10 protein-coding genes and 1 pseudogene are annotated in these 5,724 nt (G+C 48.5%); 1 reads left to right on the top strand and 10 read right to left on the bottom strand.

Annotated features, from left to right (window positions below):
• Nucleotides 1-204 (top strand): annotated as a pseudogene (locus tag IM456_RS23615) (IS630 family transposase); the annotation flags it as partial.
• Between the two features lie 281 nt (nt 205-485).
• On the opposite strand, the gene rpmE reads toward IM456_RS23615, so the two are convergent.
• The 10 genes from rpmE to infA all read right to left on the bottom strand — a co-directional run bounded on the left by rpmE (nt 486) and on the right by infA (nt 5,456).
• A complete protein-coding gene (gene rpmE, locus IM456_RS19840; protein ID WP_002760058.1) occupies nt 486-719 on the bottom strand; it encodes a 50S ribosomal protein L31 in 234 nt (77 codons plus the stop codon).
• Nucleotides 720-738: 19 nt separating this feature from the next.
• Nucleotides 739-1,152: a 30S ribosomal protein S9 gene (gene rpsI / locus IM456_RS19835; RefSeq protein ID WP_002737094.1), complete on the bottom strand. Its 414-nt coding sequence runs from the start codon at nt 1,150-1,152 to the stop codon at nt 739-741.
• A 4-nt stretch (nt 1,153-1,156) separates the two neighbouring features.
• Nucleotides 1,157-1,612 carry a 50S ribosomal protein L13 gene (gene rplM / locus IM456_RS19830; RefSeq protein WP_002735375.1) on the bottom strand — a complete coding sequence of 152 codons (456 nt, stop codon included), beginning with the start codon at nt 1,610-1,612 and terminating at the stop codon, nt 1,157-1,159.
• Nucleotides 1,613-1,736: 124 nt separating this feature from the next.
• The gene (gene truA / locus IM456_RS19825) at nt 1,737-2,567 is read right to left on the bottom strand and encodes a tRNA pseudouridine(38-40) synthase TruA (protein WP_149987573.1); all 831 of its coding nucleotides are present in this window, start codon (nt 2,565-2,567) and stop codon (nt 1,737-1,739) included.
• A gap of 2 nt (nt 2,568-2,569) precedes the next feature.
• Nucleotides 2,570-2,920: a 50S ribosomal protein L17 gene (gene rplQ / locus IM456_RS19820; protein ID WP_024970315.1), complete on the bottom strand. Its 351-nt coding sequence runs from the start codon at nt 2,918-2,920 to the stop codon at nt 2,570-2,572.
• Between the two features lie 21 nt (nt 2,921-2,941).
• Nucleotides 2,942-3,883 carry a DNA-directed RNA polymerase subunit alpha gene (locus IM456_RS19815; protein ID WP_149987572.1) on the bottom strand — a complete coding sequence of 314 codons (942 nt, stop codon included), beginning with the start codon at nt 3,881-3,883 and terminating at the stop codon, nt 2,942-2,944.
• Nucleotides 3,884-4,076: 193 nt separating this feature from the next.
• Nucleotides 4,077-4,469, bottom strand: coding sequence for a 30S ribosomal protein S11 (rpsK, locus tag IM456_RS19810; protein WP_002735413.1), 393 nt, complete (start codon nt 4,467-4,469; stop codon nt 4,077-4,079).
• Nucleotides 4,470-4,508: 39 nt separating this feature from the next.
• Nucleotides 4,509-4,892, bottom strand: coding sequence for a 30S ribosomal protein S13 (gene rpsM, locus IM456_RS19805; protein WP_002735415.1), 384 nt, complete (start codon nt 4,890-4,892; stop codon nt 4,509-4,511).
• A 92-nt stretch (nt 4,893-4,984) separates the two neighbouring features.
• Complete coding sequence (gene rpmJ / locus IM456_RS19800; RefSeq protein WP_012593611.1) at nt 4,985-5,098, bottom strand: 50S ribosomal protein L36; 114 nt, start codon at nt 5,096-5,098, stop codon at nt 4,985-4,987.
• A gap of 127 nt (nt 5,099-5,225) precedes the next feature.
• Nucleotides 5,226-5,456 carry a translation initiation factor IF-1 gene (gene infA, locus IM456_RS19795; RefSeq protein WP_002737109.1) on the bottom strand — a complete coding sequence of 77 codons (231 nt, stop codon included), beginning with the start codon at nt 5,454-5,456 and terminating at the stop codon, nt 5,226-5,228.
• Nucleotides 5,457-5,724 lie beyond the last annotated feature (268 nt).

Raw genomic sequence — 5,724 nt, 5'->3', positions numbered from 1 at the left:
CCGCACCAAAAAATTTGTCAGTTAGCAGGAATCTCGCCAAATACCTTATTAACTTATCTTCGAGATTATCAAGAAGGCGGAATAGAAAAATTAAAATAAATCAACTTCTATCGCCCTAAAAGTGAATTAGAGTCTCAAAGAGAAACGCTCAAAAAATATTGGGAGAAAAATCCACCAGCCACAATAAATGAAGCTGTATATAGGATAAAAGTGCCTAAATTTCCCCCCGATCACTCCCATATCCAGTACTTTTTGATTTCCAAAAGGTCTAAAAGTCTTACCCAACAAGGTTTTTAGATTTATTCAGCAGGCCCTATTTATGAATGTCTGAATGATGCCCATCTGAAACATAAAAAAGAACTGGATTCCTTGCTCACTCTACGATTTCAGAAGTTTAATAAATCTCAGATTATGAACGTCTAAAGTATAGCAAAAAACCCGGCGGAAAAATCTCCCCACCGGGTCAAAAAGGCAAAAGTAAAGAATTATTTCTGATCGGCCTTTTTGCTTGACTTATCGCCCATTTTGTACTTACGCAAGAAGCGATCGACCCGGCCCTCCGTATCGATCATCTTCTGGGTTCCCGTATAAAAAGGATGATTACCCGACCAAACCTCCACATGAATTTCTGGTTTTGTCGAACCCACCGTCATCACCAGTTCACCATTACAGATCACCTTAGCTTCCGGATACCAAGTAGGATGAATTTTTTTCGGCATAATAAACCTCTCTATTAACCTAACGTTTCGAGTATTGAGGCGCTTTGCGCGCTTTGTGAAGACCGTATTTTTTCCGTTCCTTCGCCCGGGGATCCCGAGTCAGATAACCTTCACTCTTGAGGGGAGGACGATTTTCCGGCGCTAATTGACATAAAGCTCTAGCGACACCCAATTTCACCGCGTCCGCTTGGCCGGTCAAACCACCGCCCTCAGCCTTAACGATGATATCGTACTCATTTTCCAGTCCCAAAGTCTCGAGAGGAGCCTTAATCGTCTGGATATAGGTGGGAATGCGGTTAAAATGGGTTTCTCCATCGCGACCGTTAACGGTAATTGCCCCCGTCCCCGGCACGAGACGCACGGAAGCGACCGCCGATTTGCGTCGTCCCGTTCCCCAATAAACTACCTTATTTTTACTGTCCGTGGCTTGCATTGACTTAATTTCCTCCTGCGGGAATCGTATTAATCGCTAAAACTTCCGGTTGTTGTGCCTGATGGGGATGTTCCGCACCGGCATAAACTTTCAGTTTCGTGAACAATTTCCGACCTAAGCTATTTTTCGGGAGCATTCCCTTAACAGCGTGTTCGATAATCCGTTCGGGAATGCGTTTTTGCAGTTTATCGAAGCTTTCTACCTTCATCCCACCCGGTCTGCCGGAGTCGCGGCGATAAACTTTCTGTTGGCGTTTTTTGCCCGTCACCGTCACTTTTTCGGCGTTAATAACAATGACAAAATCCCCCGTATCCAGATGGGGGGTGAAGGTGGCTTTATTTTTGCCCCGTAGAATCATAGCGATTTCGGTAGCCAGACGACCTAGACGCTGATCGGCCGCATCAATGACGTACCATTTCTGCTCTAGAGTCTCTAAATTTGGTAGAGGTGTTTTGTTCATGGTGAGTTTGCCTTGGTTTACAAAAATAATTTTTTTTATTGCCGACCTGGGTGTTGGGGGGTTAGGGTTTTCGGGTTTTCGGGTTTTCGGGTTTTAGTTGAAATTCCCCTATTCCCCCATTACCCTATTCCCCTATCCCCTCTGCTCGGAAATAATAAAGAGGCTGAGTCTCGAACCAGACGCTATCGGCAAAGGGAAAATCAGCGTAACCCACCCGCAGTAAACATAGTCCTTTGGCTGGTGCGGCGTATTTGACCAATTCTCGGCGCTGATTAACCCAGATGTCGGTAAAGTTTTCTAGCGATCGCTCACCGGTTCCCACCTCCACCAACATTCCCACCAATAGGCGCACCATCCCGTACAAAAAGCCATTGGCTTGAATTTCCATCTGTACAAACGGCCCTTGACGGTAGCATTCCACCCCCTGTACTTCTACCCAGGAATGGTCACGACTAGAGTTAGCACGGTGAAAGGCGGCCAGATGGTGCTTACCCAATAGAGGCCGTAGAGACCTGGCCATCAAATCGGCATCGAGGGGACGATGGTAGTAGTGCCAACTAAAGGGGCTAACAAATAGATTGGGGATGGGGTCGGTATAGAGGGTGTAACGATAACGTCGCCAGAGGGCCGAGAAACGGGCGTGCCAGCGATCGGGAACCCGGCCCGAGGCCCGGATGACGATATCGTCATCTAGCCGAGCATTGAGAACCTTGGCCCAATGGGAAGGTGGGATCGGACTCTGCTGCTCGAAATGGGCAACTTGGGCGGCGGCGTGAACACCGCTATCGGTACGTCCGGCCCCGTGCAGAGTGACGGCATGACCGAGAATATCGGCCAGAGCCTTCTCGATTTCTTCCTGCACGCTCCTGTGATGGGGTTGCCGTTGCCAGCCGTGGAAATTAGTTCCCACATACTGGATAACTAGGGCGATCCGCGACTGGGGGCAAGCTGTCATCGTTACATCAGTTCGATAATCGCCATGGGGGCATTATCCCCGCGACGGCGCAGGGTACGCACGACCCTGGTATAACCGCCGTTACGACCGCCATAACGGGCTTGTGCGCCTTCAAAGAGGGCGTGAACCAGTTGTTTATCGTAGATGTAGCCCATAGCTTGGCGACGGGCGCTCAGGGAACCGTCTTTAGCTAGGGTGATAATGTGGTCTACCTCTGCTCGCACCGCTTTCGCTTTCGCTAGGGTGGTGGTGATCTGACCGTGGCGAATTAGCTGGGTGGCCAAGCTGCGCAGCAGTGCCTTTCTTTGGTCAGCCGGCAGACCCAATTGAGGCACTTTACATCGATGTCTCATGGTATTTTCCTGGAATTGGGTTTACTTGCTTTTTTCTTGGGGTAGGGTGATGCCTAACCGTTTTTGTAGGGCTTCAATGACTTCTTCAGCCGATTTCTGCCCAAAGTTTTTGATTTCTAAGAGATCTTCTTGGCTGTAATCGAGGAGGTCGGCTACGGTGTTGATCTGCGCTCGCTTCAGGCAATTGTAGGCGCGCACGGATAATTGTAGTTCCTCGATCGGAATTTGGTTTTCTTGGTTGATCTCTTGGTCGTCAAAGTTACTGGAGGATTCGAGAGCGTTGAGATCCTTGAGCGGGTTAAAGAGATTAACTAGCATATCGGCCGCTTGGGAAAGGGCTTCTTTGGGGTTAATGCTCCCGTTTGTCCAAATTTCTAAGAGCAGACGATCTCTAGCTTGACCGCTTTCGGAACGGATATCTTCGACGCTGTAGTTGACTTTGGTTACGGGCATAAAAATCGAGTCGATTTGCAGAAAGTCTAGCGAAGTGGCTTCGTCTTTACTGCGATCAATTGCCCGGTAGCCTTTGCCTTTTTCCACGCGAAATTCCATCTCTAGCTTGGCCCCTTCGGCTAGGGTGGCGACGTACTGATTGCGATCAACTATCTCGATTTCTGAGGGTAAATCGAATTGTGCCGCCACTACTGTCGCCGGCCCAGTTGCCACTAAACGCCCGATCTGGGTTTGATTGGTGTAGCTTTTCAGGATGATTTCTTTCATGTTGAGCATGAGTTCCATCACGTCCTCGCGTACTCCCTGGACGGTGGCAAATTCGTGATTGACTCCCGCGATCCGCAGGGCCGTCACGGCCGCCCCTTCCAGATTGGAAATGAGAATCCGTCTCAGGGCATTACCTACGGTCGTACCCTGGCCTCTTTCCAAAGGTTCTAGTACAAATTTACTGTACTGACTCTGATTCTTGTAAGTTTTTGCTTCTACACACTCGATTTGAAATTGCGCCACCGATTGACCTCCCTTGTTCAGTTATCAGTTATCAGTTATCAGTTATCAGTTTTCTCTAGCGTTCAGCATTTAGCGTTCAGCGTTCAGTTTTTTGATCAGATGGTCTTTGACGACCCGATTCTCCTGCTGATGTGCGAAAAGCTAACGGCTGCCGGCCTCAAGATCCCTGTCACCTGAAAAAGCTGTTCACTGTTTACACTCTCCGGCGTTTGGGAGGACGACAACCATTGTGGGGGATGGGGGTCACGTCCCGGATCAGGGTGATTTCTAATCCTGCTCCTTGCAGGGCCCGGATTGCGGTTTCCCGTCCTGCCCCGGGGCCGCTCACCATCACCTCTAGTTGACGCATTCCCTGTTCGATTGCTCGGCGGGCGGCGTTATCGGCGGCGGTTTGGGCGGCGAAGGGGGTTCCTTTTTTGGCTCCTTTAAAACCACTCGATCCCGCCGATGCCCAAGAGATCACATCGCCTTTGGTATCGGCGATCGTGACAATGGTATTGTTGAAGGTCGATTGAATGTGAGCGACTCCGGTAGGAATATTTTTCTTCTGTTTTTTTGGTCCGGTTTTTTTGGTTGGTCGCGCCATAGTTTTTCTTGATTGGGGGATATCGCAATGAATAAAAAATTATTTCTTGGAGGGGGCTTTTTTCTTCCCTGCCACTGTCACCCGACGACCGCGACGGGTCCGCGCATTGGTTCGCGTCCGTTGCCCGCGCACGGGTAATCCTAGCCGATGCCGACGACCTCGATAGGTGCCGATATCGGCGAGGCGTTTGATGTTCATCGCCTCCCAGCGTCTCAAATCCCCCTCGATTTGATAATTTGTTTCGATATAAGTCCGTAGCGCCGCCACGTCTTCATCGCTGAGATCCTTGACCCGAGTGTCAGGGTTAACACCCGTCGCAGATAAGACTTCTTGGGAACGCGATAGACCCACTCCGTAGAGGTAGGTCAGGGCGATTTCCACACGCTTATCGCGAGGTAGGTCTACACCAGCTATCCTTGCCACGCTTTTTCTTTCTCCCTATGAACGATTTTTTTCCAAAAACGACTACAATTAACGGTAACGATTCTCTGCCCCAAGACAGTGACTTTGGTGGGTTAACCTTGTCTCTGCTTGTGTTTGGGGTTAGAACAAATTACCATGACTCGACCGCGCCGACGGATGACGCGGCACTTTTCGCACATTTTTTTGACAGACGCTCTAACTTTCATGCCTAACTATTCTGGCAACACTGCAAGCTTACTATTATATCAGATTTCTTTTACCCGTGTCACCTATTTTTTTAAAATAAATTTGGCCGCTTATTAGGCTTTTTGGCTTCTCTGCCCCTATTTATCGCTATTTTTTTTGATTTTTCAGGCGATAGGTAATTCTGCCTTTGGTTAGGTCGTAGGGGGTCAGTTCCACCTTGACTCGATCGCCGGGGAGGATTTTGATATAATTACGGCGGATTTTGCCAGATATATGGGCCAAGACGTTGAAACCGTTATCTAAATCCACCCTAAACATGGCGTTGGGCAAAGATTCGGTGACGGTTCCTTCCATTTCGATGAGATCTTGTTTAGACAAAGTTAATTCCTCAATTTCACTAGAGACAATTTAATTTAATGATCGGCAGCATCAACCGTGCTTTCAGCACAATTCCCCCAGTATAGCTTATCAGTTATCAGTGATCAGTAATCAGTAATCAGTGACAGCAATTCTCAGTTTTAGACATAGCAAGCCTTTTAGGGATTTAAAGAACATTTTAAAGGGGGATTTTTGGGGCAACTTTGGGTGTACTATCACGTCAAAAGCCTGAAGACTCGTGACATGAAATTTGCAATCCCATTGAATT

Source organism: Microcystis sp. M079S1, from assembly GCF_020246425.1.
In the GTDB taxonomy this organism is placed as follows: domain Bacteria; phylum Cyanobacteriota; class Cyanobacteriia; order Cyanobacteriales; family Microcystaceae; genus Microcystis; species Microcystis aeruginosa.
This window is presented reverse-complemented; position numbering and strand designations above follow the sequence as displayed.

What these genes read in the sequence shown, in the direction of transcription:
- rplQ (WP_024970315.1), bottom strand. Translation starts at nt 2,920, where the DNA reads ATGAGACATCGATGTAAAGTGCCTCAATTGGGTCTGCCGGCTGACCAA.
- rpsI (WP_002737094.1), bottom strand. Translation starts at nt 1,152, where the DNA reads ATGCAAGCCACGGACAGTAAAAATAAGGTAGTTTATTGGGGAACGGGA.
- rpsK (WP_002735413.1), bottom strand. Translation starts at nt 4,469, where the DNA reads ATGGCGCGACCAACCAAAAAAACCGGACCAAAAAAACAGAAGAAAAAT.
- rpmJ (WP_012593611.1), bottom strand. Translation starts at nt 5,098, where the DNA reads ATGAAAGTTAGAGCGTCTGTCAAAAAAATGTGCGAAAAGTGCCGCGTC.
- rplM (WP_002735375.1), bottom strand. Translation starts at nt 1,612, where the DNA reads ATGAACAAAACACCTCTACCAAATTTAGAGACTCTAGAGCAGAAATGG.
- truA (WP_149987573.1), bottom strand. Translation starts at nt 2,567, where the DNA reads ATGACAGCTTGCCCCCAGTCGCGGATCGCCCTAGTTATCCAGTATGTG.
- rpmE (WP_002760058.1), bottom strand. Translation starts at nt 719, where the DNA reads ATGCCGAAAAAAATTCATCCTACTTGGTATCCGGAAGCTAAGGTGATC.